Origin of the sequence: Thauera humireducens (genome assembly GCF_001051995.2) — a bacterium.
In the GTDB taxonomy this organism is placed as follows: domain Bacteria; phylum Pseudomonadota; class Gammaproteobacteria; order Burkholderiales; family Rhodocyclaceae; genus Thauera; species Thauera humireducens.
The window spans coordinates 1,506,781-1,533,299 of the sequence record NZ_CP014646.1; the positions used below are offsets into that span (position 1 = coordinate 1,506,781).

The window sequence follows — 26,519 nt, forward strand, 5'->3', positions numbered from 1 at the left end:
CCCTCACGGAACCTTGTGACGGGCTGTAAGGACCAAGCGTGCGCATGGGCTTGCAAAATGCAGCGCCAGCCCCAATCTGACCCAAGTTCTGTACCTGACATCCGACAACCTCGACTGATTCGGTTTGCGCCTGCCCACACCGCCCCGGCGGAACACACGCGCCAATAAGAACCCGAACACTCCCACGGAGAACACCCGATGCGCCAAGCCGAACGTGCCATTTTCGACCTGCGACGCGGCCTTCCCATCCTCGTGCGTGACAACGGCAGCACCACCCTCGTCCAGGCCGTCGAAGGCCTCGACGACAAGGCGCTGACCGAACTCCGGACCCTGAGCGGCTCCGCGCCCCGCCTGGTGCTCTCCAGCCACCGCATGGCCGCGCTCGGCATCGCCGATGCGTCCGCCCCCCTCGCGATCACACTGTCGCCCCTCCCAGACAGCCAGCAGCTGCGGGAGTTCGCCTGCATGCGCGGCGCGCACCTGCCGGCAAACGCCCGCCAGGCCGTTGCCGACAAGGCGAGCCAGGCGGCGATCCGCCTGCTGTCGCGCGCCCAGCTCGTTCCTGCCGCCATCGCCTGCGCGGTGGCGCCGGCACAGGCCGAACGCATCGCGGCGGAAGTGTCGCGCGGCAACCTGCTCGCGGTCGACGCCGACACCGCGCTCGAGCTGTGCGCCAGCGGCCCCGGCGCACTGACCCGCATCAGCGAGGCGCGCGTGCCGCTGGCCGAAGCCGAGAACAGCCGCTTCGTGCTGTTCCGCGAGGCCGACGGCATTCACGAGCACGTCGCCATCGTCATCGGCAATCCGGCCGAGTGGCCGCTGGACGTGCCGGTACGCCTGCATTCGTCCTGCCTCACCGGCGATCTCTTCGGCAGCCTGCGTTGCGACTGTGGCGAGCAGCTGCGCCGTGGCGTCGCGGCGATCAACGCCCAGGGCGGCGGCATCCTGCTCTACCTGTCGCAGGAAGGACGCGGCATCGGCCTGGCCAACAAGCTGCGCGCCTACGGGCTGCAGGATGAAGGGCTGGACACCATCGACGCCGACCAGACGATCGGTTTCTCGAAGGACGAGCGCGATTTCCGCGTCGCCCACGAGATGCTCGAGCAGCTGGGCGTGTCGCGCATCCTGCTGCTCACCAACAACCCGAGCAAGGTCGAGGCCCTGCAGCGTGCAGGCATCAACGTCACCGCACGCCAGGCCATCTACGGCGAAGTCACGCAGCAGAACCAGCGCTACCTCAAGACCAAGGCCAGCCGCCACGGCCACTGGCTGCACGAACTGCTCAACGAGCAGGGCGAGCCGTCCTCGCCCACACCCGAGAGCCTGCCGGCCCCCGAGGCCGCCGCGCGCGGCTGAGCTGCACGGCGACGATGGCGCGCGGCCGCAGCTCAGCCCGCGCCGTCGAGCGGCCCGTCGGCAAGACGGGCGAGATCGAACGCGTGCGCGTCCTCGATCAGCCGCGCGAGCTGCCCGGAATAGTGCTCGACGAGGCGCGCACCCAAGGCGGGCGTAGCCAGGCGCGCATCGCCCGTCGCGCCCCCCGCATTCAGGTCCTGCGCCATCCAGGCGAAACCGGCCTCGCCTTCGGGGCCCAGCAGCCGTCCTTCACGCGCCATCTCCCGCCCGAGCGAGTCGAAGTGCGCGATGCGGTCCATGCGCACCCTGGCCGGTGCCAGGTGCAGCATCATGGCCGTCTCGAGCGCGCCGCCATGCAAGCCATGCCGCAGCTCGTCAGCGGGCAGCACATCCGGCGGCGGCGCGAAGCGGAAGTAGTTGGCACGCACCACCAGCATCCGCAGCGCAGCCCGCAGCTTGAGCGCCGCCAGATCGACCAGCGCCTTGTTTCCGCCGTGGCTGTTGAACAGCACCAGACGGCGGAAACCCGCGGCCGCCACGCACTCGCCCAGTTCGACGATGACCGCCAGCGCCGTCTCCGGGCTCAGGCTCAGGGTGCCGGCAAACGCGCAGTGTTCCAGGCTCAGTCCCACCGCGAGCGGCGGCAGCACGCACACCGGCAGCCCTTCGCGCACGCGCGGCAAGGCGGCGTCGATGAGGCCGAGCGCGATGTCGAGGTCGGTCGACAGCGGCAGGTGCTCGCCATGCTGTTCGATCGCGGCCAGCGGCAGCAGCGCCACGCCATCGGCGGCAGCGAGTGCGGCGATCTCCCGTGGCGTTCGATCCTGCCACCACGGGATTGCTGGACTTCGCTCGGCTTGGTGGGACATGGGTCGCACTCCATCGTGCCTGGGGATGAGGCGCATGCTAGCCGGCCCGCCGCTTGCGAACCAGCCCCGGTCATCGGAGTCTCCAACTGCGTCATCCATGCCGGTCCCCGCGCGGGTGGTGTTTCGCCCATTCCGCCGACCGCCCGCAAGGGCGGAGGGACGCGATGAATACCCGTCGCGCCCTACGCCAGGCCCTTGTCGCGCTTGTCGTGCTGAACCTGCTGCTGAGCTTCGGCAACGCCTGGCCGACGCTGTGGCCACGCCCGGAAGCACGGCTGTCGATCGATCTGGCCGCAGTCGTGCTGGGCCTGTCGTTGCTGAGCCTGCACGGCCCCTTGCGTCGCGCGACCGTCGTCTGGACGTCGGCCGTGCTCGCCACCTGCGTCCTGCTGCACTACCTCAACGTCACCGTGCCCGCCGTGCTCGGGCGCCGGCTCGACCTTTACTGGGACGGGCAGCACGCCTGGGAAGTCCTCAAGATGGGGGCGGCCAGCCCGTCGGCGATGAAGTTCGTCGGCGTGGCCGTCATCGTCGCGCTCGCGATCGCGGCGCTGTACCGCCTGATCCGGCGCGGCGTCGCCACGCTCGCCGAAAGCCTGCAGTCCCCCCGTCTGCGTACCGGGCTGGTGGCGGCGTCGACCGCTGTGCTGGGCGCCGGCTTGCTGGCGCCGCAGGGCCTGCCCGCGCTGCAGCACGCCTTCGCCCCATCGGTCGGCACCCTCGTCGCCGAACAGGCGCGCCTGCTGCATCGCGCACACGACGCCAGCGACGACGAGCACCTGCTCGGCGCGAGCCCAGCCTTCGACGGCACGCTCGGTGCGCTCGCGGGGGCCGACGTGGTCATCGTGTTCGCCGAAGCCTACGGCACGGTCACGCTCGACAACCCCGATCTTTCCAGCGACCTGGCGGCCTCGCGCCAGCGGCTGGCGGACGCCATTGACGCCAGCGGGCGCCGCGTCCTCTCCGCCCGGCTGATTTCGCCGACCTTCGGCGGCGGCTCGTGGCTGGCGCACGCGGAACTGCTGTCCGGCCTCGACATGCGCGATCCCAACGACTACCGGCTGCTGCTGAAGACGCAGCGTCCCACGCTGGTCAGCCACTTCGCCGCGCACGGCTATCGCACCGTCGGCTGGATGCCGGGCATCCAGCGCCCCTGGCCGGAAGGTCGCTTCTACGGCTTCGACCGCATCGCCGACGCCGACGGCATCGGCTACCGCGGCCCGCTCTTCGGCTACTGGCGCATCCCCGACCAGGCTTCGATGGCGCAGCTGCAGGCGCAGGAACTCGGCCCGCAGCGTGACGACGCCCGTCGCCCGCGCCTGGTGGTCTTCCCCACCGTCAGCACGCACGCGCCCTTTCGCCCGCTGGCGCCCTACGTGACGGACTGGACCGCCGTGCTCGGTGCCGATGCCTACGACAGCCCCGACGCGGTCGCCGCACGCCAGGTTCCGGCGTCATGGGACGACCCGGTCCCCGCCTATCTCTCCGCAGTGCGCTACCAGTTCGAGTGGCTGGCGGGCTGGCTTTCCGCACACGCACCAGCCGACGCTGTGGTGATCGTGGTGGGCGACCATCAGCCCATGGGCACGGTGACCGGCCCCGACGCCGACTGGGACGTGCCGATGCACGTGATCACGGGCAACGCGGTGCTGCTCGACCGCCTCGCCGCCCTTGGTTTCCAGCCCGGACTCGAACCCGATCGTCCTGCGCTGGGACGGATGGCTTCGATCACCTCGCGGCTGGTCGAGATTTTCGCCGGCGAGTAAGGCTATCCAAGTTTCAAACGACGCCTTTCAGCCCGCGTCCGGCACGGGCTAGCGCCGCCTGCCGCTCGCGGCGAAGGCCTCGACCTTCTTGGTCGGCCCGGAGACGATCAGCAGGTCGCCCGGTCGCATGACGCTGCCCGGTTTGCCGTGCTGGAAATCCTCATGTGCGCGCTTGATGCCGACGACGGTGACACCGAACTTCTCGCGCACCGCGGACTGCGCCAGCGACAGGTCATGCGTGGCCGCAGGGGCGTGGATCTTGGCGATCGCGAAGCCGTCGTCGAACTCGATGTAGTCCATCATGCGGCCGCTGATCAGGTGGGCCACGCGCTCCCCCATGTCGGCTTCGGGATACACCACGTGGTGGGCACCGATGCGTTCGGCCAGCTTGCCGTGTTCGGGCGTCATCGCCTTCACCCAGATGTCCGGGATCTGCAGCTCGCTCAGCGCCATCACCGTCATCAGGCTGGCGGCGAGGTCACCGCCGATGCCGACGATCGCGTGCGCGAAGTCGGCCACGCCGAGCTGGCGCATGGTCATCGCATTGGTGGAGTCCGCTTGGACGGCATGCGTGAGCAGGTCGGCCCATTCGTGCACCGGCTCCTCATCGCGGTCGATCCCCATGACGTCGTGCCCGAGCTGCATCAGCGAATGCGCCACGGCGCCGCCAAAGCGACCGAGGCCGATGACGACGACGCTGTCGCCCTTCGCGAAGGAGAACTGTTCGGTGAATAGCCTAGCCAACAACGGGATGCTCCTCAGGGTAGCGATATGGCATGCGGTGCTCGCCCAGCGCCAGCGACGCCGCAAGCGTGATGGTGCCGACACGGCCAATGTACATCAGCAGCGCCAGCATCAACTGCGCGGACGCGGGCAGGTCGGCCGTGATGCCCGTGGACAGCCCCACCGTGCCGAAGGCGGAGATGACCTCGAAGATGACCTTGTCGGTTGCGATGTCGGTGGTGTGCAGGACGAACACGGTACCGAGCACGACGACCGCGCTGCCCAGCACGAGCACGGTGATCGCCTGGCGCTGGGACGATTGGCTGATGCGGCGGCCGAAGGCCTCGGTGTCCATGCGGCCGCGGATCTCGGCGATCACCAGCAGCATCAGGATCATCGCCGTGCCGACCTTGACCCCGCCTGCCGTGCCGGCGCTGCCGCCGCCGATGAACATCAGCAGGTAGTGCAGCCCGAGGCTCTCGTGCGTCAGCCCGCCGATGTCGATCGCATTGAAGCCGGCCGTGCGGGCCGACACCGAGGCGAACACCGCCGACAACACCTTGTCCGCGATCGACATCGGACCAAGGGTGCGCGGGTTTGCCCACTCGAAGACGAGCAGGATCAGCGCGCCGCCGACCAGCAAGACGGCCGAGCCGAGCAGCGTCAGCTTGGTATGTACCGACCAGTGATGCGGGTCTCCGAGCTTGTTGCGCAGGTCGTGCAGCACCGGCAGGCCGAGGCCACCGATCACGATCGCCAGCATGATCGGGCTGAGGATGAAGGCGTCCGAGGCATAGCGCACCAGGCCGTCGGCGTGGATCGAGAAGCCCGCGTTGTTGAACGCCGAGATGGCGTGGAACACCCCGCTCCAGACGGCATCGGGCCAGGGCAGCGCATAAGCGCTGCGCAAGCGGAAAATGAGCGCCAGGGCCACGAGCAATTCGACGACCAGCGTGACCACGAACACCAGCTTCGCAACGCTGGTGACGTCGCCGAGGCCCAGCGTGTGCGTCTCGGCTTGCATGGTGAGGCGCGTGCGCAGGCGCAGCGAGCGATTCACCATCAGCCCGAGCAGGGTGGCGGCCGTCATCATGCCGAATCCGCCGATCTGGAACAGCACGAGGATCACCCACTGGCCAAACGGCGACCAGTAGGTACCGGTATCGACCGTGACCAGGCCGGTCACGCACACCGCCGACACCGCGGTGAACAGTGCGACGATCCACGGCGCGCCCGTCGCCTGCGCATGCGCGACCGGCAGCATCAGCACCGCCGTCCCGATCAGGATCGCAATCAGGAAGGCCAGCGGGACAACACGGGCAGGATGCTGTACTTCCTGGGTTCTCACGGAGCGCTCGCGGCGATGAGGGTCAGGACAAGGCGCGTGTCATTCAACCCTTGACCGGCCTCACCCTGCTCGCCGCCAGTTTCGCCCGTTCGCGCGCCTCGGCAATGTCGGCACCGTTGGCCACCGCCACGCCCATGCGGCGCTTGACGAAGGATTCCGGCTTGCCGAACAGGCGCAGGTCGCTGCGCGGCACGGCCAGCGCCTCGGCCACGCCTTCGAAGGCGATGCCGGTCTCGTCCATGCCGCCGTAGATCACCGCCGACGCACCCGGCTCGCGCATGCTCGTGTCGACCGGCAGGCCGAGAATGGCGCGCGCGTGCAGCTCGAATTCGGAAAAGCGCTGCGAGCACAGCGTGACCAGACCGGTGTCGTGCGGACGCGGGCTGACCTCGGAGAACCACACCTGGTCGCCCTTGACGAACAGCTCCACGCCGAACAGCCCGCGCCCGCCGAGGTTGCCGGTGACCGCCGCGGCAATGCGGCGCGATTCGGCCAGCGCCACCGGGCTCATCGGCTGCGGCTGCCAGGATTCGACGTAATCACCGGCAACCTGCACATGACCGATCGGCTCGCAGAAATAGGTCTGCACCGCGCCGCTGGCATCGCACGCGCGCACGGTCAGCAGGGTGATCTCGTAGTCGAAATCGACGAAGCCCTCGACGATGATCCGGCTCTGCGCGACGCGCCCACCCTGCATCGCATGGTCCCAGGCCTTCTTCACGTCGTCCGGCCCGCGCAGCATCGACTGGCCCTTGCCCGACGAGGACATCACCGGCTTGACGATGCACGGGTAGCCAATGCCGCCGTCGATGGCGGCCTGCAGTTCTTCCAGCGAATCGGCGAAGCGATAGGGCGAGGTCGGCAGACCCAGCTCCTCGGCCGCCAGGCGGCGGATGCCCTCGCGGTTCATGGTCAGGCGGGTGGCGCGCGCGGTGGGGATAACCTCGGCCAGACCGGCCGCCTCGATCTCGCCCAGCATGTCGGTGGCGATGGCCTCGATTTCGGGCACGATCAGGTGCGGGCGCTCGGCCTCGACCAGCGCGCGCAGGGCGGCGCCGTCGGTCATCGGGATCACGTGCGCGCGGTGCGCCACCTGGTGGCCCGGCGCGTTGGCGTAGCGATCGACCGCGATCACCTCGACCCCCAGTCGCTGCAGCGCAATGACGACTTCCTTGCCGAGTTCGCCAGCGCCGAGCAGCATCACGCGCACAGCACTGGACGAAAGCGGGGTACCCAGCTTCATGGCATCACTCCTAAAGGTCGGAATCGCGACAGACCGCGGAGTGCGCATGGTAATACGGACTGCCCCGGCATGCAGGGGCAGTCCGTCGGCTTCCGCGACGCGACGCCCGCTTCGCGCCGCGCCCGCATCCACCTACTGCGAATACTTGTCCACGAGCGCCCGCGCCTCCTCGTAGAGCTTGCGTCCATCGACGCCCTTCTCCGAGGCCTCGCGGACCCATTCCGCGGTGACCGGTGCCGCCGCCGCCTCCCAGCGTGCCGACTCGGCCGGCGAAAGCTGGTAGATGGTGTTGCCCCGCGCCGCCGCCGCGTTGCGACCGACCGTATCGGCCCTGAGATGCTCCGCCGCCACCCAGGCCGACGTCTCGCGACCACTGTTGTCGTCGATGACCTTCTTCAGGTCCGCCGGCAGGCTGTCGTACTTCTTCTGGTTCATCACGTAGATCATGGTCGCCGTGGTCATGGCCCGACCGCCACCGGACTCGAGATGGAAACGTGTCAACTCGTGCGTCTTGGTGGCCGGCACCACTTCCCAGGCCACAAGACCGGCTTCGATGACGCCCTTGGAGAGCGCCTCGGTCATCTGCGGCACGGGCATGCCCACCGCCGTCGCGCCGAGTGCGGTCAGCATCTTGTTGCCCAGGCGCGACGGCGCCCGCACCTTCATGCCCTTGAAGTCCTCCAGCGTATCCACGCGGCGGTCGCGCAGGTTCAGCACGTTGGGTCCATTGGTCCAGGTCGCGATGGGCTTGACCCCCTCGAACTCCTTCGCGCCATGCGTCTCGACGAAATCCCACAGGGCACGCGCCGTCGCCTCGTGCGTGGTGCTGATGAAGGGCAGCTCGAACACTTCGGACAGCGGGAAGCGGCCCGGCGTGTAGCCCGGCAGCGTCCACACGATGTCAGCCACGCCATCGCGCACCTGATTGAGCAGTTGCGGCGGCGTGCCGCCCAGTTGCATCGCCGGGTAGATCTGGCACTTCATCCTGCCCTGCGACTGGGTTTCGATCCGGTCGCACCACGGCACGATGACCTGCGCGTGCATGGGCGTGACGGGCGGCAGGAAGTGGGCGACCTTGAGGACCACCTCCTGGGCCTGGGCCGACGAGGCCGCGGCCCCCAGCGACAACGCGGCGCACAGGCCCGCGGCAATCTTGCGCATCTTCATTCTTCGTCTCCTCTTCGCTTACTTCGATGCGCGTTTGGCATCGATGATCGTTGGGCGCCAGGCGCCATCCAGCTCCGGTCCGTCATCCGCGGATGCGGTCGCGGATCGTGATTTACTCCGGATCCCCGTGGGTCAGGAAGTCCCACATCCGTTCGAAGATTCGCCCGGACCGGGTGGCACGCCGGCGCGCCTCGTCCTCGTCGAGACGGATTGGCGCGACGCCGGCAGCCAGGCAGTCGAGCTCGATGCGTGCGGCGTCCTCGAGGTACCAGGTCAGCACCACGGCGTCCTCGACCGAGGGTGCGGCCACGACGACGCCATTGCCGCGCATCACGATTGCCGGCGCGTCTCCGAGCTGGCCGGCAATGCGCTGCGCCTCGCTGTCGTTGCGGATGAGCTGCGGATCGTTCCACAGCGGAATCGCGGGTGCGAAATACGCGCCCATGCCATGCGTCGGCATCGGCGTGCGGCCCATCACCGACAGGGACATCGCCTTCGGCGGCATGCTGCGCACGATCCCCCCGACGTCGCGCCGGCGTCGATAGATCTCGCGATGAATCCTGACTTCGCCGAGCACGTCCGGCGGCAGTTCGCCATGGATCGACACCAGCGTACCCGCCTCACCCGGCGCGATCGTGGCGAGCGGCTTGGGCGCACAGACGAGAAAATGATCGTCGTCGACGCGCAGGCTGCAGTGGCCGTAGGCATGCACGAGGCCGTGCTTGCCGAGGGCCCGAGCGGCACGCCGCAGCCTCCGCTCGCGGGCTTCGCGGAAATCGGGGCCGAGCGCGCCCCCGGTCGCGTCTGCCGACGCGTCCAATCTGTCCTTGATCATGACAATGTCCGGTGAGATGGCCGCGGGTGCGGACTTACTTCTGGAACTCGCGGATGTTCGGCTTCGAGCCCCACATGCAGAAGCCCGAAGGCTCGAGCGGGAACTGTCGCGGCCGATGCGCGGCCTCGTCGGTGATGCTCGAGACGCCGCAGGAGTATTCGAAGATCATGCCGTCCGGCCCTTCGAAATAGATGAAGCGCGCACCCGAGGTCGGATGCCGTCCGGGGCCGAACACCACCGGAACGCCCCGCTCCTGCAGGAAGTACCAGCTGCGCATGATGTCGTCGACGGATTCGACCTGATGGTTGATGTGCTGGATGCCGCTGCGGTCGGTCGGGAACAGCGCGATGCGATGGTGCACGTCGTCGATGCGCAGCAGCGGCGAAGGGCCGATCCAGTCGCTCACCCGTGCATTGCAGATCTCGGTCCAGAAGCGCTCGTCACGCGCAGGGTCGGTCGAGCACAGGCCGACATGGCTGAAGCCGGTGATGCCCGCATCCCGCGACGGAAAGTAGCGCCGGCCGCTCGCGTGCGGGCGCCAGACCAGCTCGATCGCATTGCCCGTCAGATCGCGGAAGCGGATGAAGCGCTTCACCCGGCGCAACTCGCATTCCTCGGCACTGCCTTCGTGCACCGCCATGCCTGCACGCTCCAGCTCGGCACCGGCGGCATCGAGCACGTCGCCGCGCGCGACTTCGAAAGCCAGCGTGTGGTCGCGCGGGTCGCCCTCGAAATAGACCAGGGTATGGTCCTTGCTGTCAGAGCGGAAGTACGCACACCCCTGCTCCCGCCGCACCAGTTCCAGCCCCACCACCTTGCACGCGAAATCGATGGCTGCCTCGATATCCCGCGTACCCAGGCGCACATAGCGCACATCCTGCAGATCGATCATGGTCTCCTCCTGGTCGGCTGCGTCTCATTGCGTACGCAGCCCGTTCTGTGGGAGGCAGTCTATCGCCGCATTGACCATGACCGGAAATGAATCTTCAGCCCTCCGCCATTACCTGGCGTTATGACCGGACAGCGACACCGCCTCAGCCCGGAATCGATACCCGGCCCTCGGAATCCCCCCGCAGGACCGCCACCAGGCCTTCCGCGGCGCGCGACAGGGGCACATCCCGCCGCTGGCAGATTCCGACCGGCCCGAAGGACAGCAGCGGCTCGACCGGCACGCGCGCCAGCATGCCCGCGCCGATGTCCGGCTCGACCACCTGGCGCGGGAACGCACAGATCCAGTCCGTCTCGAGCAGCATGCGCCGGTTCGCGATCACCGACACCGACTGGCAGGCGATGTGGGGCAGCGGCAGGCCCAGGTCGAGGAAGGCATTGTCGATCAGCTGGCGCAGCGTGGTGTCGGGCAGGGGCAGGATCCAGGGCCAGGCGCGCAAGCCCGCGAGTGAGACAGGCCCGCCCGCCAGCACGGGATGCCCCGGGCGCGTCACCAGGGCCACCTCCTCCTGGTGGAAGGCCTCGACTTCCATGCCCTCGCGGTAGCGGTAGGCCGGGAGGCGGCCACAGATGAAATCCAGCCCGCCCTGATGCAGAAGCGGGATCAGGTAGTCGTAGGTCCCTTCGATCAGCGTCACCCGCACCCCCGGGCGCTCATGCTGGAAACGGACCAGCGCCCTTGGCAGGATCGACGCCGCGCCCGCCACAAGCACCCCGACCGTCACCCGGCCGCTCAAGCCCTCGCGCGCCTCACGGACCTCGTCCTCGGCGCGATCGAGCTGGGCGAAGACCAGTTCGGCATGATCGGCGACGATCTGCCCGAAGTTCGTGCAGTGCGTGCCGCGGCTGGTACGGACGAAGAGCGGCACTTCGAGTTCGGACTCGAGCTCATGAATGATGCGCGTCACCGCGGGCTGGGTCAGGCCGAGGCTCTCCGCCGCGCGCGACACGCTGGCGCTTCTGGCCACGGCAAGTACCGTCCGCAGGTGCTGCATGCGGACACGACTCTTCCAGTTTCCCTTGTTCACGCTTTCCCTTCCCTTTGCCGGCAAAGACCACGAGCAAGGATCTTACCGATCACGGGGACGGACGGCTCGCGACAGGGAACAGGTTTCGCCCGATACGCCGGGTCGACGAAACCCGGACCAGGACTCGGACTAGGACTCGAATTCGGGCGCCGCCGGGCGCTCGTAGCGATACAGCAGGGTGTTGCAGCCCTCGCACGACACAACGCGGCGGGTGTCCTGCCCCGAACCCAGCCCCTCGTCCTTCAACGGCCCCTTGCCGCAGGCAAAGCAGGCCGGCTCGTCATGGCCGTGGGCCGCGAGGAAGTCCTCGCGCACCGGCAGGGCGCGCTTCTGCTTCTCGCGGCGCTGGTGCGCATACAGAAACAGCCACATGAAGAAGAACAGCCCGATCAGGAACAACACCGGCAGGAATCTGGACATGGGCGAGCGCCTCGGCAGGTCATCGGGAACAGCCCCAGTCTAGGTGGCTGCGCGCGGCCTGTACCTGTCCGGGGTCAAGTCCGCGGCAGCGGAACCGCGTCGGCGTCCGGTTCCAGCTCGTCGAAGCGCGCCGCCTCGATCTTGTGGAAATGCGCGCTGATCTTGCGGCTGGAGGTCTGCACCTCCTGCACGTCGCGGCTGGCCTGCTCGATATGGCGGGCGAGTGCCGCCATGCGTTCGTCGAAGCGCTGGAAGTCCTTCGCCAGCTTGCCGAGCGCGTCCTGGATGACGTGGACCTGCTTGCGCGTCTCGACGTCCTTCAGCACCGCGCGGGCCGTGTTGAGCACCGCCATCAGCGTGGTGGGCGACACGATCCACACCCGTTTCTGCTGCGCATAGGCGACGATTTCCGGGTGGTAGGCGTGGACCTCGGCGAATACGGCCTCGGCGGGGAGGAACATCACCGCGCCATCCGACGTGGTGCCGGGCAGGATGTACTTGCCGGCAATGGCGTCGACGTGACGCTTGACGTCGGCGCGGAAGGCCTGCTGCGCCGCACGGCGCTCCAGTTCGCCCGCTGCCGCATCGAACATGCGGTGGTAGTTCTCGAGCGGGAACTTGGCATCGACCGCGACCAGGCCGGTGGGCGCCGGCAAGGTCAGCAGGCAGTCGACGCGCATGCCATTGGGCAGCACGTGCTGGAAGGCGAAGGCATCGGGCGGCAGCATGTTCTGTACCAGCGCCTCGAGCTGCACCTCGCCGAAGGCGCCGCGCGCACGCTTGTCGCCGAGCAGTTCCTGCAGGCTGACGACGTTGGTGGTGAGACCGTCGATCTTCTTCTGCGCCTCGTCGATGGTCGCCAGCCGCGCCATCACGCTGGCGAAGGTCTCGTTGGTCTTGCGAAAGCCTTCGTCCAGGCGCTGGTTCACCTGCCCCGACAAGGTGTCGAGCCGGCCGTCGACGCTCTGCGTCAGCGCCTGCATGCCGCGCGACAGCTGCATCGAGGCGGCGGTGAGGCCGCGCTGCAGCAGGTCGCGGTCGGCGCGGGCGTGTTCGCCGATGCGGTCGGTCTGGCGCGCGAGGCCTTCGTGCAGGTCGCGCAGGATCTCGCGGTGCTGGGCGCCGAGCTGCTGCTCCATCTGGTCGGCCAGCGCATCGACGAGCTGGTCGCGCACCGCGCGCTCACGCGTGTAACTGCGCACCAGCAGCCACGCCAGCAGCACCAGCACGGCGGCGAGCAGGCCGGCCAGCAACAGTTCGGACGGGGTCATCGACAACATGCGGCGCCGTCAGGCCAGCGCGCGCAAGCTGGCCAGCGGCGGGCGCGACAGCAGCTTGCGCGTGCCCAGCCAGCCACCCGCCACCACGCCACCCGCACCAAGCAGCACCGCCACCACCACCGGCAACAGGGCCGGCACATAAGTCATCTTGAACACCTGCTCGGCCAGCACCCAGCCGATGGCGCTGGCGCCGATGCCGGCCAGCACACCGGCCACGCTGCCCAGCACCAGGAATTCGGCCAGCAGCGCCTGCCGCACCTGGCGGTTGCGCGCGCCCAGCGTGCGCAGCATGGCCAGTTCGTACTCGCGCTCGTCGTGCGTCGATTGCAGCGCCGCATACAGCACCACCAGGCCCGCCAGCACGGCAAAACCGAACACGAACTGAACGATGACGATGAGCTTGTCGGTCATGGCCTGCACCTGGGCGATCACCGCGGCGATGTCGATCACCGACAGGTTGGGGAAGGCGCCAACCAGCCTCGTGGTGAAATCGTGGTTGGAGGCCGGCAGGTGGAAGCTGGTGATGAGGCTGGCGGGGTAGGCCTCGAGCAGGCCTTCGGAAGCGATGAAGAAGAAGTTCACCCGCATCGAATCCCAGTCGAGCTTGCGCACGCTGGTGATCGGCGCATCGACGCGCTGGCCGGCGATCTCGAAGGCGACACGGTCGCCCACCTTGAGATTGAAGGTCTGCGCCAGCCCCTGCTCCACCGAGAACTGCGGCGTGCGTTCGGCGCCGTGCCAGCGCCCGGCGGAGACCGCGTTGCCACCCGGCAGCTCGGCGGCGTAGGACAGGTTGAACTCGCGCTCGGCCAGGCGGCGGGTGCGTTCCTCGTCGTAGCGGCTGGGGTCGATCGCATCGCCATTGATCGCCACCATGCGGCCGCGGATCATCGGCTGGATGTTGGGTCGCGACAGGCCTTCGGCAACGAACAGATCGGCGACGGCGGCACGCTGGTCGGGCTGGATGTTGATGACGAAGCGGTTGGGCGCGTCGGGCGGCGCCATCGCACGCCAGTTGTCGAGCAGGTCGGCGCGCACCAGCGTCAGCAACAGCAGGGCCGTCATGCCCAGGCCCAGCGCCGCGGCCTGGATGACGCTGCCGCCCATGCGCCGGCCAAGCGACGCCACGCCATAGCGCCAGCCGCCACCGCGCAGGCTGCCCTGCCCCTTCAGGCGCCCGGCCAGATGCAAGACCCACCACGCGGCAAGCGCGAACACCCCGAGCGCCACCGCGAAGCCGGCGGCGACCATCGCGCCGAGGCGCGCGTCCGCGGCAATCCAGAAGATCAGTCCCAGCAGCGCGGCCAGGCCCAGGGCCCACGCGGTGCCGGACAGCGGCTCGGCCAGCTCGAACTCGCGCCGCAGCACGCGCAAGGTGCTGACCTTGCCCAGGCGCAGCAGCTGCGGCAGCACGAAGCCCGCCAGCAGCGCCATGCCGACCACCACGCCATGCGCCAGCGGCAGCAGCGAGGGCGCGGGCAGTTCGGTGGCGAGGATCTCGCGCAGTCCGCCTGCCAGCCCCCATTGCACCGACCAGCCCAGCGCCGTACCGACCACCGCCGCCGTCAGGCCGAACAGCAGGAATTCGCCGACGACGATGCCCAGCACCTGCGACTGACGCGCACCAAGCACACGCATCACTGCGCAGCCGTCGAGGTGACGCGCCATGAAGCGCCGCGCCGAAAGCCCGACCGCCACCGCGGCGAGGATCACCGCCAGCAGCGCCGCCAGGCGCAGGAAGCGCTGCGCCTGGTCGAGCGCGGCGCGCACCTCGGGCCGGGCGTTCTCCACCGTCTCGACACGCTGACCGCGGCCCAGGTTGGCCCGCGCCCATTTCTCGTAGGCCTCGACGGTCTGTGCGTCGCCCGCCACGTGCAGGCGCCAGGTGGCACGGCTGCCCTCGGCGATGAGGCCGGTCGCGTCCAGGTCCTTGAGGTTGAAGATCGCGCGCGGCAGCAGGCTGAAGAAGTTGGCGCCGCGGTCGGACTCGAAGCTGACCATGGCGCCGACGCGGAACTCGGTCTCGCCCAGGCCGACCTTGTCGCCGACCTTGACGCCGAGTTCGGCGAACAGGCGCTCGTCCAGCCACAGTTCGCCGGGCGCCGGCGCGCGGCCAGCCACCTCATCCGGCTGGTTGGGACCGGGGGCGATGCGGATCGCGCCGCGCAGCGGATAGCCGTCCTCGACCACCTTGACGCCGGCCAGCACCGCAGCCTCGTCCGTGCTCGCCATGCTGGTGAACAGCACGGTCTCGGCGGTGCGCAGGCCGCGCTCGCCCGCCTCGTCGGCGAAGCCGGCGGGCCAGGGGCGGTCGGCGCGCAGCAACAGGTCGCCGCCGAGCAGCTGGTTGGCCTCGCGGTCCAGCGCGCGACCGACGCGGTCGGCCAGGAAGCCGACGCTGGTGAGGCTGGCCACCGCGATGACGATCGCCAGCCCGAGCAGGTGCAGTTCGCCCGCGCGCAAGTCGCGCAACATCATGCGGAAGGCGAGGCGCAGCGTTTTCATCATCCGTTCCGCTCAGCGCGCGGTCGACAGCAGCGTGCGCGCCAGCTCGCACCAGTAGGCGACGCCGGTGGGCAGGACTTCGTCGTTGAAGTCGTAGTTGGGGTTGTGCAGCATGCAGCCGCCCTCGCCCGGACCGTTGCCGACCCACACGTAGGCGCCCGGCTTCTCCTGCAGGAAATAGGCGAAATCCTCCGCGCCCATGCTCGGGCGACGGTCGGTGAAGACGCGATCGGGCCCGACCACGGCACGCGCGACCCGGGCGCACAACGCCGCCTCGTCGGCGGTGTTGATCGTCGGCGGGTAACCGCGGCGATATTCGAAGGCGACCTGCACGCCATGGCTCTGCGCGATACCTTCTGCGACCTGACGCAGGCCGTGCTCGAGCCGGTCGCGCACCTCCGCAGAGAAGGTGCGCACCGTGCCGCACAGCTCGGCGCGGTCGGGAATGACGTTGTAGGCCTCGCCGGCATGGAACTGCGTGATCGACACCACGCCGGCGTCGATCGGATCGAGGCTGCGGCTGACCAGGGTCTGTGCCGCCTGCACGAAGGCGGCGCCGGCGACCACCGGATCGACGCCGAGGTGCGGCATGGCGGCATGCGCGCCGACGCCGGTGAAGCGGATGTCGAAGCGGTCGGCACTGGCCATCACCGGACCGCTGTGGATGGCGAAGCTGCCGGCGTCCATGCCCGGCCAGTTGTGCATGCCGAACACCGCCTCCATCGGGAAGCGGTCGAACAGGCCGTCGGCGATCATCGCGGGGGCACCGCCCTCGCCTTCCTCGGCGGGCTGGAAGATCAGATACACGGTGCCGTCGAAATCCTTGCGCGCCGCCAGCGCCTCGGCCGCGCCCAGCAGCATCGTCGTGTGCCCGTCGTGGCCGCAGGCGTGCATGCAGCCCTGCACGGTGGATCGGTGCGCGAACGCGTTGCGCTCGGTGATCGGCAGCGCATCCATGTCGGCACGCAGGCCGATGGCACGCAGGCTGCGACCGCCGCGCACGGCGCCGACCACGCCGGTGCCGCCGATGCCGCGGTGCGTCTCGATGCCCAGCGCCTCGAGATGGCGCGCGACGAGCGCAGCCGTGCGGTGTTCCTCGAATGCGAGTTCGGGGTGGGCGTGGATGTCGCGACGGATGGCGGTGAGTTTGCCGTGCAAAGGACGGACGGATTCGATGACGCTCATGGCTGCACCGTACGTTGGGATTCGGTTGGGGGTGTCGAGTGTATTACAGGCCGCGAGCCCGGGGCCTGCCCGACGGCGATCGCGCACCCGTCGGGCCTGTGTGGATCTGAAGGAATGCGGCAGAGGAAGTTCCCGTCCCGACCGGGTTCGGAACCCGGCATCAGCGCACGGCCGGCAGTGCAATCTCGTCGCTGCGCCGGGCACCCGCGGCAAAGGCGCGGCAATCCTCGAGAAAGCGGCGGATGGCCGCGCTGTGGTACTTGCCGCGATGCCACACGAAGCTGAAATGGCGCTTCAGGTCCAGCTCGGGCGTCTCCAGCGGCACCAGGCTGCCGCGACGGAAGGCGTCGCGCAGCGACAGACGTGACAGGCAGCCCAGGCCCAGCCCGCTCTCCACCGCCCGCTTGACCGCCTCGGTATGTTCCAGCTCCAGCCGCGGCACCACGCCACCCGGCCAGTGCCGCAGGGCCTGATCGAAGGTCTCGCGCGTGCCGGAACCATGCTCGCGCAGGATCCACGGTTCGGCGGCGATTTCGGCAAAGGCGACGCTGCCACGCCCGGCCAGCCGGTGCTCCGGTGCACAGAAAACCACCAGCTCATCCTCCACCCAGGGTTGCGATTCGAGTTCGCCATCGACCACCTGCCCCTCCACCAGCCCGAGGTCGATCTCGTAGCGCGCCAGCATCGCCGCAATGGTTGCGGTGTTGCGCACCTCGAGCTTGACCCGGCTCTCCGGGTGACGCTGCAGGAAACCCGACACGATGAGCGGCAGCAGGTAGTTGCCGATCGTCAGCGTCGCCCCGACCCGCAGGCTGCCCAAGCCGCGTTCGCCGCGCAGCAAGGCGTCCATCTCCTCGGCACGGTCGAGCAGTTCCACGGCGTGCGGCAGCAGCAGCCGGCCCTGCTCGTTGAGGCGCAGGCGCTTGCCGTGGCGGTCGAACAACTGCTGGTCGAACTGGTTCTCGAGTTCGGCCAGCGCCGCGCTGGTGGCGGACTGCGACAGGCTCAGCGCCTCGGCCGCGCGTGACACGTTCTCGCTGCTGGCGATGGCGACGAAGGCCTGGATCTGGCGCAGGGTGAATCGCATATCTATTTTTCCGGTAACGGATATTCAAATTATCCACTTAACCGCTAACGCAGCGCACCTAGAATCTGCTCCATCGTCAATCCGCCTGCACAAGCACCGCCATGAGCAACCTGCTTACCGAACGCGTCCTCAGCGTCCATCACTGGAACGACTCGTTGTTCAGCTTCCGCACCACCCGCGACCCGGGCCTGCGTTTCGAGAACGGCCAGTTCGTGATGATCGGGCTCGACGTGGAAGGCAAGCCGCTGACGCGCGCCTACAGCATCGCCAGCCCCAACTACGAAGAACACCTGGAGTTCTTCAGCATCAAGGTGCCTGACGGCCCGCTGACCTCGCGCCTGCAGCACCTGCGCGAGGGCGACCCGATCGTCGTCAGCAAGAAGCCCACCGGCACACTCGTATTGCACGACCTGAACCCGGGCAAGCATCTCTACCTGCTCGCCACCGGCACCGGGCTCGCGCCCTTCCTGAGCGTGATCCAGGACCCGGAGACCTACGAGCGCTTCGAGAAGGTGGTGTTGGTGCATGGCGTGCGCTTCGTGTCGGAACTGGCCTATACGGACTTCATCACCCGCGTGCTGCCGCAGAACGAGTTCTTCGGCGAGCAGGTGCGCGACCAGCTCATCTACTACCCGACGGTGACGCGCGAGCCCTTCCGCAACACCGGCCGCATCACCCACGTCATCGAGTCCGGCACGCTGTTCGCCGATATCGGCCTGCCGGATCTGGACCCGGCGCAGGACCGGGTGATGATCTGCGGCAGCCAGGCGATGAATGCCGATTGCTGCGCCCTGCTCGACGCCCGCGGCTTCGCGATGTCACCGCGTATCGGCCAGCCCGGCGACTACGTGATCGAACGCGCCTTCGTCGAGAAGTAAGTTCGAGAAGTAATATCACGCGGCGAGCACCGCCGCCCGACCGCATCGGCGCGTCAAACTTTTTCCGCATGCGGGGCTCGAAGCGCTTCCGACCCCCTCCTCACTCAGGAGCCCCGCATGTCTTCTACCCTGTACGAAATCGAAGTCGATCGCCTCTCGGGCGCCACCACCACGCTCGGTGAGTACGCCGGCAAGGTATTGCTGATCGTCAACACCGCCAGCCAGTGCGGGCTGACCCCGCACTATGCCGGCCTCGAGACGCTCTACCAGACCTACAAGGACCGCGGCCTGGTCGTGCTCGGCTTCCCGTGCAATCAGTTCGGCGCGCAGGAGCCCGGCAGTGCCGAGGAAATCAACGCCTTCTGCACGAAGAACTACGGCGTGAGTTTTCCGATGTTCGCCAAGATCGACGTCAACGGCGACGGCGCCCATCCCCTGTACAAGTACTTGAAGCAGCACGCCAAGGGCATCCTCGGCACCGAAGCCATCAAGTGGAACTTCACCAAGTTCCTGGTGAGTCGCGACGGCCAGCAGATCGAACGCTACGCCCCGACCACCACGCCGGAGGAACTGGTGAAGGATATCGAGGGGATGCTGTAGACTCTCGCCCTTTCCGACTTAGCAGGACCTCTCCCCCATGGCACAATACGTCATGTCGATGCTCCGGGTGAGCAAGATCGTTCCGCCCAAGCGTCAGATCATCAAGGACATCTCCCTTTCCTTCTTTCCCGGCGCCAAGATCGGCCTGCTCGGCCTCAACGGCTCGGGCAAGTCCACCGTGCTGCGCATCATGGCCGGCGTGGACAAGGAGTACGACGGCGAGGTGCAGTGGCTTGCCGGCCAGCGCATCGGCTATCTGCCGCAGGAACCCGAGCTCGACCCCGCCAAGACGGTGAAGGAAGAGGTCGAATCCGCGCTCGGCGAGATCATGGAGGCGCGGCAGAAGCTCGAGGAGGTCTATGCCGCCTACGCCGAACCCGACGCGGACTTCGACAAGCTCGCCGAGGAACAGGCCAGGTACGAGAACATCCTGTCGACGGCCGGCAGCGACGTCGAGACCCAGATGGAGATCGCCGCCGACGCGCTGCGCCTGCCGCCCTGGGACGCCGTCATCGGCAATCTGTCGGGGGGCGAGAAGCGCCGCGTCGCGCTGTGCAAGCTGCTGCTGTCCAAGCCCGACATGCTGCTGCTCGACGAGCCCACCAACCACCTCGACGCCGAATCGGTCGACTGGCTGGAGCAGTTCCTGACCCGCTTCCCCGGCACCGTGGTGGCCGTCACCCACGACCGCTACTTCCTCGACAACGCCGCCGAGTGGATTCTCGAACTCGACCGCGGCCACGGCATCCCGTGGAAGGGCAACTACTCGTCCTGGCTCGAGCAGAAGGGCGAGCGCCTGGCGCAGGAAGCCAAGCAGGAGGCTGCGCACCAGAAGGCGATGAAGACCGAACTGGAATGGGCGCGCTCCAACCCCAAGGCGCGCCAGGCCAAGTCGAAGGCCCGCCTGGCCCGCTACGAGGAGATGGCGAGCGTCGAGTACCAGCGCCGCAACGAGACGCAGGAGATCTTCATTCCGCCTGGCGAGCGCCTCGGCGACAAGGTCATCGAGTTCCACAACGTCAGCAAGGCCTTCGGCGACAAGCTGCTGATGGACAACGTCAGCTTCAGCATCCCGCCGGGCGCCATCGTCGGCATCATCGGCCCCAACGGCGCCGGCAAGTCGACGCTGTTCAAGATGATCGAAGGCCGCGACGCCCCCGATTCGGGCACGGTCGAGATCGGCGCCACGGTCAAGATCGCCGCGGTCGACCAGACCCGCGAGGGCCTCGCCAACGACAAGACGGTGTTCGACGCCATTTCCGATGGCGCCGACGTGCTCACCGTGGGTCGCTTCGAAATGCCCAGCCGCGCCTATATCGGCCGCTTCAACTTCAAGGGCGGCGACCAGCAGAAGATCGTCGGCAACCTCTCCGGCGGCGAGCGCGGCCGACTGCACCTGGCCAAGACCCTCATCCAGGGCGGCAACGTGCTGCTGCTGGACGAACCGTCCAACGACCTCGACGTCGAGACCCTGCGCGCGCTCGAAGACGCCTTACTGGAGTTCGCCGGCTGCGCGCTGGTGATCTCGCACGACCGCTGGTTCCTCGACCGCATCTGCACGCACATCCTGGCGGCCGAAGGCGATTCGCAATGGACCTTCTTCGCCGGCAACTACCAGGAGTACGAAGAGGACAAGAGGAAGCGCCTGGGCGAGGAAGGCGCGAAGCCGAAGCGTATCCGCTACAAGCCGATCGCGCGCTGACCGGACATCGGACCAAAGCTCGAAAGCCCGCCGCGGTCTTCCGCCGCGGGCTTTTTTCGTGAACCCGCACGGTCACGGGGCGGGGCTGGCGAGCCTGCCACCCTCACCCTGCATCGCCCTCACCGCGCCGGCCTGCGTCCCGCGCGCGCGGCCTGGCCCTCGACGTTGTCATGGATCATTCCGCTATACTGCGATGCATATCCACCGGTCTTGCGGAATTGAAATGGACTTGGCCAACACTCGCCGGCGCACTACGGTGACGCGGCGCGGGCACCCACTCGCCATGCGCATGCTTGCAGCATGCCTGCCCATGGCCCTGTCGATGGTGCTTTGCACTGTCCCACGGACTGGCCAGGCCGAGCCGGGCCCTGTCCCTTCCGCCTACCCGCCATCCGTCAGCCTGCTCGGTTTCGGCACGCTCGGCTTTGCACGCTCCAACGACGACAATGCGGAGTTCGTGCGCGACCTCTCGCAAGCCTATGGGGTACGGACCAACTGGAGCCCCAAGATCGACTCGCTGCTTGGCCTTCAGGCCAACATGCGCCTGACGCCGCAGACGAACGCAGTGGTGCAGGCGCTGAGCCGCTATCGTTACGACGGCAGCTATGGCCCCGAGATCTCATGGGCCTTCCTGCGCCACGAGTTCTCGTCTCAATGGGCAGGCCGCCTTGGCCGGATGGGCACGGACTTCTACATGCATGCCGACTCCCGCCTCGTCGGCTATGCCAATCTCACCGTACGCCCGCCGCAGGACTTCTACGGCCAGCTCATCTTTTCCTACTTCGATGGCGTCGACGTGACCGGCACCTTCCCGCTCGGGAAAGGCCTGCTCGAGGCCAAGCTGTTTGCCGGTCAGGCAGCCGAGAAGACCTCGATGAAGGACTCGCTGACCTGGGACCTGCGCGGCTCGGACATTCGTGGCGGCTACCTCGACTACACGGTCGGCCCCTGGCAACTGCGGCTCGGCACGACGCAGGTCCGCTTCGAGCACGAGATCCCGATCGTCGAACTGGTGGGCGCCAATGCCTTCGCCATCGCGCCTGAACTGAAGGTCAAGGGACGCAAAACGCGCTATGACGCGATCGGCCTTGCCTACGAGGACGGCCCGCTGGAAATTCAGGCCATGGCGAACCGTGTCGTCCATGACAGCGAGTTCTATCGCGACACCCGCTCGGCCTACGTGATCGGCGCCTACCGGATCGGCTCGGTCACGCCCTACCTCGGCTATTCGCAGATCCGCTCTTCCGCGCCCGACATCCGGTCGTCCATCCCGCCCGGCGCCCGTCCGCTGATCGACCTCATCACCAGCAATTTCTACGCGCACCAGAACACTCTTGCGCTAGGCGTGCGCTGGGACGTCGCGCCGCAGATCGCGCTCAAGGGGCAGATTGACCGCATCGACGGCAAACCCGAATCGATCTTTCCCTACCGTGGCGAAACCCCCGACTGGGACGGCGACATGACCGTCTTGAGCGTCACCATGGATTTCGTGTTCTGATCGAACCAGATCGCAGCATCACCCAAGAAGGCCGAAGCCGAGAAAATGCGTCGATAGAAAAATTTTGCACGTCGCATTGTTGCAACGCAACAATCCCTGCATTATGATTCGAACTGTCTCCTCCACTTCCTCCTTTGGTGTGGATTTAGCCCGAGCGCCACAAGCGCTCGGGCTTTTCTTTTTTTTGCGCCCCCGGCCCGCCACCGTGACCGTCAGCCTTCCTCGAGCATGCGCTTCAGATAGTCGGGCACGCCCGCCAGCACCAGGGTATCGGTCGCTGGATCGTAATGCACGGCGCCCGAATGCAGGCTGCTGCGATCGAACTCCACCTTCCACTGCTCACCGCTGGCGCTGAAGCGGACCAGCGGCCTGATCGCGCGCCGGTTGGGCACGAACCCGCCGACCAGGCGGGCCTCGGGCGCATTGAGCGCCGACCCGAGCCTTGCCGGTTGCTCCGGATACACCTCCTGTGCCAGCTCCTCGAAGCTGACCGTCTCCCCGTTCTCGCCCAGTGAGTCCAGATAATCGTGGGCGCGCTCGAGCAGGCTGTCGCGCCGTGTCGGCTCGAGTTGCTGCTGCTCGGCGAAGTGGCTGAGCGTGGCCACCAGCTTCTTCGTCTCCTGCAAAGCGACGACCACATCGCTGCAGCCAAGAAAACGCTTGAATAAGGCCCCACCCTTGCCGCGTCCACGCAAGAATCCGATGTAACGCTCGTCCCCTCGTCGCCAGCCATCGAGATCGATTCGACCGGCCGCCTGCAGACCCGCAAAATCGACGTGCAGGCAGTCGCTCACATCGAGTCCGCCGCTCACCGCGACTCCGGCCTCCTCCGCGACCAGCGCGATCCACAGGCAGTCGGCACCGCCTTCGTCAATGCGCGCCACAATGACCAGGCCGCCCTGCTCCAATTCCTCCTCGTCCGCAAGCGCCTGCAGGTGCTGCGCAACCTGACCGGAGAAGGCCACGAAATCGGGCCCCTGCTCGCTTACCCACTCGCGCAGCCAGCGTGCGAGCGGGAAGACCTCCTCGTCCTCCTCGAAACGTCCGAAGCCCTTCGCAGAGCGCGACTCGTACTGCCCGCAGAGCCGCTCGACCAGACGCACCGCCACTGCATCCAGTGCGCAGGCCGCGGGTCGGCAGACCAGCGATGCGGGCCTGTCCGCCTCCTTGACGAGGCGATGGACGATCAGCTGGGTGACAGTGTGCTGCGAGACGGGCATCGAGGAACTCCGGGCGATTGAACGAGGGCGCGATTCTCGCACGGGCGCAGGCAGTGCGCGCAGTGCCGAACCTGCGCCGTTCATGCCCCTCGGCTTGCCGCATCAGGCCGATTCTGCTATTAAGTCGCCTCTATCCATTCACCAACCTACGGAAGTTGATTCATGGCTGACGATACCCTGCACAAGCAATTCCCGCCCTACGTTCCCGCCGCTGGCGAGGAATACATGAGCGAGAAGCAGATGGGCCACTTCCGCGAGATCCTCAGCACGCTCAAGAGCGAGCTGATGGATGACATCGAGCGTACCGTGCACACGATGCAGGACGAGGCCACGGTGTTTGCCGACCCGAACGACCGCGCCAGCCAGGAGTCGGACATCGCACTGGAACTGCGCAACCGCGATCGCGAACGCAAGCTGATCAAGAAGATCGACGAGGCGCTGGGTCGCATCGAGGCTGGCGAATATGGCTACTGCGACAGCTGTGGCGTGGAAATCGGCCTGAAGCGCCTGGAGGCCCGTCCGACGGCCACCATGTGCATCGACTGCAAGACGCTGGAAGAAATGCGGGAGCGCCAGGTCGCGAAGTAAGCGGACTGCGCAATCGACAAGGGGACGCTGCGGCGTCCTTTTTTTCGACCGCGCCCCAAGACCAGGCCCACCCGCCCACGGCTGCGAAAAAAATGGGACGCCGCAGCGTCCCATTTGTTCAGCGCGGGGTGCCCTTACTGCCCCCCCCTCACATCGCACTCAGCCGGCGTTCTCGCCCAGCAGCGCCTTCATGCTCAGGCGGATCTTGCCGCGCTCGTCGGTCTCGAGCACCTTGACGCGCACAGCCTGGCCTTCCTTGACGTAGTCGGCCACATTGTTGACGCGCTCGTTGGCGATCTGCGAGACGTGCAGCAGGCCATCGCGGCCCGGCATGATGTTGACGATCGCGCCGAAGTCCAGCAGGCGGATGACCGTGCCCTCGTAGATCTTGCCGACCTCGACCTCCGCGGTGATCGCCTCGATCTTGGCCTTCGCAGCCTGGGCACCTTCGGCGCTCACCGACGAGATGGTGATCGCGCCATCGTCCTCGATCTCGATCACGGTGCCGGTTTCTTCCTGCAGCGCACGGATCACCGCACCGCCCTTGCCGATCACGTCACGGATCTTCTCGGGGTTGATCTTCATGTTGATCATGCGCGGCGCATACTCGGACACTTCGCCACGCGACGAGGCCAGCGACTGCTTCATGATGCCGAGGATGTGCAGGCGGCCCGTCTTGGCCTGCTCCAGCGCAGCTTGCATGATGTCCTTGGTGATGCCCTGGATCTTGATGTCCATCTGCAGGCCGGTCACGCCGTTTTCGGTACCGGCGACCTTGAAGTCCATGTCGCCGAGGTGATCCTCATCGCCCAGGATGTCGGTCAGGACGGCGAAACGGTTGCCGTCCTTGATCAGGCCCATCGCGATGCCGGCGACGTGGTCCTTGAGCGGGACGCCCGCATCCATCATGGCCAGCGAGCCGCCGCAGACCGAAGCCATCGACGACGAACCGTTGGACTCGGTGATCTCGGACACCACGCGCACGGTGTAGGAGAAGTCCTCGGCCTTCGGCAGCACCGCGACCAGCGAGCGCTTGGCCAGGCGGCCGTGGCCCACTTCGCGGCGCTTGGTCACGCCGAAACGGCCGGTTTCGCCGGTGCAGAACGGCGGGAAGTTGTAGTGGAGCAGGAAGCGCTCCTTGTACTCGCCAGCGATGGCGTCGATGATCTGCTCGTCGCGACCGGTGCCCAGCGTGGCCACGACCAGCGCCTGGGTTTCACCGCGGGTGAACAGCGCCGAACCGTGGGTGCGCGGCAGCACGCCGGTGCGGATGGTGATCGGACGCACGGTGCGGGTGTCGCGACCGTCGATACGCGGCTCGCCATTCAGGATGCGGCTGCGGACGATGCCCGACTCGATGTTGAAGAAGATGTCCTTCACCTCGGTGGCCGACGGCGGGTTCTCCACGCCTTCGCTCAGCGTGGCCATCACGCGCTTGCGGATCTCGCCCAGACGGGTCGAACGCTCCTGCTTGCTGGTGATGCGGAAGGCCTCTTCCATCTCGGCCTTGGCCAGCTCGGTGACCTTGGCGATCAGCGCCTCGTTGGCTGCCGGTGCCTGCCAATCCCATTCGGGCTTGCCAGCGACTTCGACCAGCTCGTTGATGGCCTTGATCGCAGTCTGCATCTGCTCGTGACCGAACACGACGGCGCCCAGCATGACCTGCTCGGACAACTCCTGGGCTTCGGACTCGACCATCAGCACCGCTGCCTGGGTACCGGCGACGACCAGGTTCATCTGGCTCGTCTGCAGCTCGGTGGCCGTGGGGTTGAGGATGTACTGGCCGTCGGCATAACCGACGCGTGCCGCGCCGATCGGGCCGTCGAACGGGATGCCGGAGATGGCGAGCGCAGCCGAGGCACCGATCATCGCCGGGATGTCGGCATCGACCTCGGGGTTCAGCGACAGCACCGTCACGATCACCTGGACTTCATTCATGAAGCCTTCGGGGAACAGCGGGCGGATCGGACGATCGATCAGGCGCGAGGTGAGGATTTCCTTCTCGGACGGACGGCCTTCGCGCTTGAAGAAGCCGCCGGGAATGCGACCGGCCGCGTAGAACTTCTCGACGTAATCGACGGTGAGCGGGAAGAAGTCCTGCCCCGGACGCGCTTCCTTGGCGGCGACCACGGTGGCCAGCACCACGGTCTCGTCCATGTTCACGATGACGGCACCGCCGGCCTGGCGAGCAACCTCGCCGGTTTCGAGCGTGACGGTATGGGCGCCGTAGGCGAAAGTTTTCTTGATTGCGTTCAGCAAGGGAATTCCTTTAA

At 67.4% G+C, this 26,519-nt stretch carries 22 protein-coding genes; 7 read left to right on the top strand and 15 right to left on the bottom strand.

Annotated features, from left to right (window positions below):
• Positions 1-198 precede the first annotated feature (198 nt).
• A complete protein-coding gene (locus tag AC731_RS07225) occupies positions 199-1,356 on the top strand; it encodes a GTP cyclohydrolase II (RefSeq protein ID WP_048702804.1) in 1,158 nt (385 codons plus the stop codon).
• A gap of 32 nt (positions 1,357-1,388) precedes the next feature.
• On the opposite strand, the gene AC731_RS07230 is transcribed toward AC731_RS07225, so the two are convergent.
• Positions 1,389-2,225 (bottom strand): creatininase family protein, encoded by an 837-nt coding sequence (locus AC731_RS07230; RefSeq protein WP_048702801.1) that lies wholly within the window; start codon positions 2,223-2,225, stop codon positions 1,389-1,391.
• Between the two features lie 164 nt (positions 2,226-2,389).
• On the opposite strand from AC731_RS07230, the gene AC731_RS07235 reads away from it, so the two are divergent.
• Complete coding sequence (locus AC731_RS07235; protein WP_048702797.1) at positions 2,390-3,991, top strand: alkaline phosphatase family protein; 1,602 nt, start codon at positions 2,390-2,392, stop codon at positions 3,989-3,991.
• A 48-nt stretch (positions 3,992-4,039) separates the two neighbouring features.
• Here AC731_RS07235 and AC731_RS07240 read toward each other — a convergent pair whose 3' ends face one another.
• The 12 genes from AC731_RS07240 to AC731_RS07295 form a co-directional block, all read right to left on the bottom strand.
• On the bottom strand, positions 4,040-4,735 hold the full coding sequence (locus AC731_RS07240; RefSeq protein WP_048702795.1) for a potassium channel family protein: 696 nt from the start codon (positions 4,733-4,735) through the stop codon (positions 4,040-4,042).
• Positions 4,728-6,062: a TrkH family potassium uptake protein gene (locus AC731_RS07245; protein WP_048702792.1), complete on the bottom strand. Its 1,335-nt coding sequence runs from the start codon at positions 6,060-6,062 to the stop codon at positions 4,728-4,730. Before AC731_RS07245 ends, AC731_RS07240 begins: the two co-directional genes overlap by 8 nt.
• A gap of 43 nt (positions 6,063-6,105) precedes the next feature.
• Positions 6,106-7,305 carry a formate-dependent phosphoribosylglycinamide formyltransferase gene (gene purT, locus AC731_RS07250; RefSeq protein ID WP_048702788.1) on the bottom strand — a complete coding sequence of 400 codons (1,200 nt, stop codon included), beginning with the start codon at positions 7,303-7,305 and terminating at the stop codon, positions 6,106-6,108.
• A 132-nt stretch (positions 7,306-7,437) separates the two neighbouring features.
• A complete protein-coding gene (locus AC731_RS07255; protein WP_048702785.1) occupies positions 7,438-8,472 on the bottom strand; it encodes a TRAP transporter substrate-binding protein in 1,035 nt (344 codons plus the stop codon).
• A 112-nt stretch (positions 8,473-8,584) separates the two neighbouring features.
• Positions 8,585-9,307, bottom strand: coding sequence for a class II aldolase/adducin family protein (locus AC731_RS07260; protein ID WP_082794270.1), 723 nt, complete (start codon positions 9,305-9,307; stop codon positions 8,585-8,587).
• A 34-nt stretch (positions 9,308-9,341) separates the two neighbouring features.
• Positions 9,342-10,199 (bottom strand): VOC family protein, encoded by an 858-nt coding sequence (locus AC731_RS07265; protein WP_004260542.1) that lies wholly within the window; start codon positions 10,197-10,199, stop codon positions 9,342-9,344.
• Between the two features lie 142 nt (positions 10,200-10,341).
• Positions 10,342-11,283, bottom strand: a complete 942-nt coding sequence (locus AC731_RS07270; protein ID WP_237266617.1) for a LysR substrate-binding domain-containing protein — start codon at positions 11,281-11,283, stop codon at positions 10,342-10,344.
• Between the two features lie 129 nt (positions 11,284-11,412).
• On the bottom strand, positions 11,413-11,703 hold the full coding sequence (locus tag AC731_RS07275; protein WP_048702776.1) for a hypothetical protein: 291 nt from the start codon (positions 11,701-11,703) through the stop codon (positions 11,413-11,415).
• Between the two features lie 74 nt (positions 11,704-11,777).
• The gene (locus tag AC731_RS07280) at positions 11,778-12,983 is read right to left on the bottom strand and encodes a DNA recombination protein RmuC (RefSeq protein WP_048702774.1); all 1,206 of its coding nucleotides are present in this window, start codon (positions 12,981-12,983) and stop codon (positions 11,778-11,780) included.
• Between the two features lie 9 nt (positions 12,984-12,992).
• Entirely contained in the window at positions 12,993-15,491 is a 2,499-nt protein-coding gene (locus AC731_RS07285) for an ABC transporter permease (RefSeq protein ID WP_048702772.1), read from the bottom strand.
• A gap of 9 nt (positions 15,492-15,500) precedes the next feature.
• Positions 15,501-16,673: a M20 aminoacylase family protein gene (locus AC731_RS07290; RefSeq protein ID WP_048702770.1), complete on the bottom strand. Its 1,173-nt coding sequence runs from the start codon at positions 16,671-16,673 to the stop codon at positions 15,501-15,503.
• Between the two features lie 160 nt (positions 16,674-16,833).
• Positions 16,834-17,760, bottom strand: coding sequence for a LysR family transcriptional regulator (locus tag AC731_RS07295; protein ID WP_048702767.1), 927 nt, complete (start codon positions 17,758-17,760; stop codon positions 16,834-16,836).
• 101 nt (positions 17,761-17,861) lie between these two features.
• On the opposite strand from AC731_RS07295, the gene AC731_RS07300 reads away from it, so the two are divergent.
• From AC731_RS07300 to AC731_RS07315, 4 genes are all read left to right on the top strand, one after another.
• On the top strand, positions 17,862-18,638 hold the full coding sequence (locus AC731_RS07300) for a ferredoxin--NADP reductase (RefSeq protein WP_048702765.1): 777 nt from the start codon (positions 17,862-17,864) through the stop codon (positions 18,636-18,638).
• A 117-nt stretch (positions 18,639-18,755) separates the two neighbouring features.
• A complete protein-coding gene (locus AC731_RS07305; protein ID WP_048702762.1) occupies positions 18,756-19,238 on the top strand; it encodes a glutathione peroxidase in 483 nt (160 codons plus the stop codon).
• 37 nt (positions 19,239-19,275) lie between these two features.
• Complete coding sequence (ettA, locus tag AC731_RS07310) at positions 19,276-20,940, top strand: energy-dependent translational throttle protein EttA (protein WP_048702758.1); 1,665 nt, start codon at positions 19,276-19,278, stop codon at positions 20,938-20,940.
• 310 nt (positions 20,941-21,250) lie between these two features.
• A complete protein-coding gene (locus AC731_RS07315; RefSeq protein ID WP_156480671.1) occupies positions 21,251-22,438 on the top strand; it encodes a porin family protein in 1,188 nt (395 codons plus the stop codon).
• Between the two features lie 212 nt (positions 22,439-22,650).
• Here AC731_RS07315 and AC731_RS07320 read toward each other — a convergent pair whose 3' ends face one another.
• Positions 22,651-23,658, bottom strand: a complete 1,008-nt coding sequence (locus tag AC731_RS07320) for a nucleoid-associated protein (RefSeq protein WP_048702753.1) — start codon at positions 23,656-23,658, stop codon at positions 22,651-22,653.
• Between the two features lie 162 nt (positions 23,659-23,820).
• Here AC731_RS07320 and dksA point away from each other — a divergent pair, with 162 nt between their 5' ends.
• Positions 23,821-24,246 carry an RNA polymerase-binding protein DksA gene (gene dksA / locus AC731_RS07325; RefSeq protein WP_004260592.1) on the top strand — a complete coding sequence of 142 codons (426 nt, stop codon included), beginning with the start codon at positions 23,821-23,823 and terminating at the stop codon, positions 24,244-24,246.
• Between the two features lie 159 nt (positions 24,247-24,405).
• Here the strand turns inward: dksA and pnp are convergent, their stop codons facing one another.
• Complete coding sequence (gene pnp, locus AC731_RS07330) at positions 24,406-26,505, bottom strand: polyribonucleotide nucleotidyltransferase (RefSeq protein ID WP_048702751.1); 2,100 nt, start codon at positions 26,503-26,505, stop codon at positions 24,406-24,408.
• Positions 26,506-26,519 lie beyond the last annotated feature (14 nt).

What these genes read in the sequence shown, in the direction of transcription:
- AC731_RS07225 (WP_048702804.1), top strand. Translation starts at nt 199, where the DNA reads ATGCGCCAAGCCGAACGTGCCATTTTCGACCTGCGACGCGGCCTTCCC.
- AC731_RS07230 (WP_048702801.1), bottom strand. Translation starts at nt 2,225, where the DNA reads ATGTCCCACCAAGCCGAGCGAAGTCCAGCAATCCCGTGGTGGCAGGAT.
- AC731_RS07235 (WP_048702797.1), top strand. Translation starts at nt 2,390, where the DNA reads ATGAATACCCGTCGCGCCCTACGCCAGGCCCTTGTCGCGCTTGTCGTG.
- purT (WP_048702788.1), bottom strand. Translation starts at nt 7,305, where the DNA reads ATGAAGCTGGGTACCCCGCTTTCGTCCAGTGCTGTGCGCGTGATGCTG.
- AC731_RS07255 (WP_048702785.1), bottom strand. Translation starts at nt 8,472, where the DNA reads ATGAAGATGCGCAAGATTGCCGCGGGCCTGTGCGCCGCGTTGTCGCTG.
- AC731_RS07260 (WP_082794270.1), bottom strand. Translation starts at nt 9,307, where the DNA reads ATGATCAAGGACAGATTGGACGCGTCGGCAGACGCGACCGGGGGCGCG.
- AC731_RS07265 (WP_004260542.1), bottom strand. Translation starts at nt 10,199, where the DNA reads ATGATCGATCTGCAGGATGTGCGCTATGTGCGCCTGGGTACGCGGGAT.
- AC731_RS07275 (WP_048702776.1), bottom strand. Translation starts at nt 11,703, where the DNA reads ATGTCCAGATTCCTGCCGGTGTTGTTCCTGATCGGGCTGTTCTTCTTC.
- AC731_RS07280 (WP_048702774.1), bottom strand. Translation starts at nt 12,983, where the DNA reads ATGTTGTCGATGACCCCGTCCGAACTGTTGCTGGCCGGCCTGCTCGCC.
- AC731_RS07285 (WP_048702772.1), bottom strand. Translation starts at nt 15,491, where the DNA reads ATGATGAAAACGCTGCGCCTCGCCTTCCGCATGATGTTGCGCGACTTG.
- AC731_RS07290 (WP_048702770.1), bottom strand. Translation starts at nt 16,673, where the DNA reads ATGAGCGTCATCGAATCCGTCCGTCCTTTGCACGGCAAACTCACCGCC.
- AC731_RS07295 (WP_048702767.1), bottom strand. Translation starts at nt 17,760, where the DNA reads ATGCGATTCACCCTGCGCCAGATCCAGGCCTTCGTCGCCATCGCCAGC.
- AC731_RS07300 (WP_048702765.1), top strand. Translation starts at nt 17,862, where the DNA reads ATGAGCAACCTGCTTACCGAACGCGTCCTCAGCGTCCATCACTGGAAC.
- AC731_RS07305 (WP_048702762.1), top strand. Translation starts at nt 18,756, where the DNA reads ATGTCTTCTACCCTGTACGAAATCGAAGTCGATCGCCTCTCGGGCGCC.
- ettA (WP_048702758.1), top strand. Translation starts at nt 19,276, where the DNA reads ATGGCACAATACGTCATGTCGATGCTCCGGGTGAGCAAGATCGTTCCG.
- AC731_RS07315 (WP_156480671.1), top strand. Translation starts at nt 21,251, where the DNA reads ATGGCCCTGTCGATGGTGCTTTGCACTGTCCCACGGACTGGCCAGGCC.
- AC731_RS07320 (WP_048702753.1), bottom strand. Translation starts at nt 23,658, where the DNA reads ATGCCCGTCTCGCAGCACACTGTCACCCAGCTGATCGTCCATCGCCTC.
- dksA (WP_004260592.1), top strand. Translation starts at nt 23,821, where the DNA reads ATGGCTGACGATACCCTGCACAAGCAATTCCCGCCCTACGTTCCCGCC.